Consider the following 1,198-nt stretch of genomic DNA (forward strand, 5'->3'; position numbering starts at 1 on the left):
CCGGTGACGAAGCCGCCGGTGTTTCTGCTGTAGGCTGATGCATTGCCATCGCTGGAACCATGGCTCCACGCGCCATAGCCTTGCCCCCACAGCGCCGTCGCCGGTGCGGCCGGTGCGGGCGTTGTTGTATCAAAGGCCTGATCGGCACTCTGCCTGTTCTTGGCCTTGTCCTCGGGACCATAGGCAAGCGGGATGATGACCGGCACCGGCCTCGCAGCGACGCCGTCAAAGGCGGCGCGGATCCGCTCATTGGCAGCGCCGCTGACCAGCCCGGCATCCTGCAGCAGCGTGCCGCGCAGGCTGGCATGGGCTTCACCCGACAGGGCGTCATAGTTGAGCGCCGCGTCTGCCTGCGGGTGCAGCAGCACGGTGTCAAGCAGCCGGTTGCCAAGGCCAAGCTGCAGGACCGCATGGCCGGTGCTTTTCTGGTTTGGTGTGACCGCGTCCATCAGGACGAGGTTCTTGATCTGCTCCTCGCGCAGCTGCGCCTTCAGCCGGTCGGCCTCGGCCTGCGCCTGCTCGGCGGCCAGGCCTTCCGCTTTCAGGCGATCGGCCTGCGCCTGGGCAGCGGCCTGCGCGGCGGTCAGTTTTTCTGCCTGTTCGGTCCTGGCCGTTTCTGTCAGATCAAAACCGACGCTGACCATGCTTTTGTCGGCGGCATAAAGCAGCGAGGGCGTGATATATGTATAGTGCGGCAACACGTTTTCGAACGTCCCGGAAACCGTGCCGTCGGCAATCAGGATCGTATAGCTCTTCTGGAACAGGTCCTTGATCTGCGCCTGGCTCAAGCCGGTTTTCTCACCCGCAAGCCGTACCGAGACCACACCACCCAGAAGCATCACATTGCCGCCGACGTCGAGCCGGTCGGCGCGGTTCCTGTCCGTGGCGATTTCGACATCGAAGACGCTGCCCCTGTCGAAGGTCGCATCTCCGGCCACATGCAGCGTGCCGACCGAATTGCCCGGCGACACCGTGCCGCCACTGCGCGCGATCAGCGAATGAACCAGACCGATGCCGCCAAGCACGCCGCCGGCATTGATCACCGCCGCGCCGCTTTTGCCATCCACCGAAGCAAAGCCGCCATTCAAGGTGAGATCGCCGGTCACCCCCGTCGTATTGATCTTCAATCGCCCGCCGGCATTGGCCGTCACCGCCGCTGCCGTGCCATCGACGGTCAGAAGCCCGGTATCATTGATGA

General features: G+C 64.3%; 1 protein-coding gene. It reads right to left on the reverse strand.

The genetic code is table 11. From position 1 onward, the window contains the following. The coding region (locus tag C5750_RS26135) for an autotransporter outer membrane beta-barrel domain-containing protein (RefSeq protein ID WP_158531366.1) at nt 1-1,198 on the reverse strand (1,198 nt) is incomplete at both ends.

It is taken from the genome of Phyllobacterium myrsinacearum (assembly GCF_002980555.1).
Taxonomy (GTDB): domain Bacteria; phylum Pseudomonadota; class Alphaproteobacteria; order Rhizobiales; family Rhizobiaceae; genus Phyllobacterium; species Phyllobacterium myrsinacearum.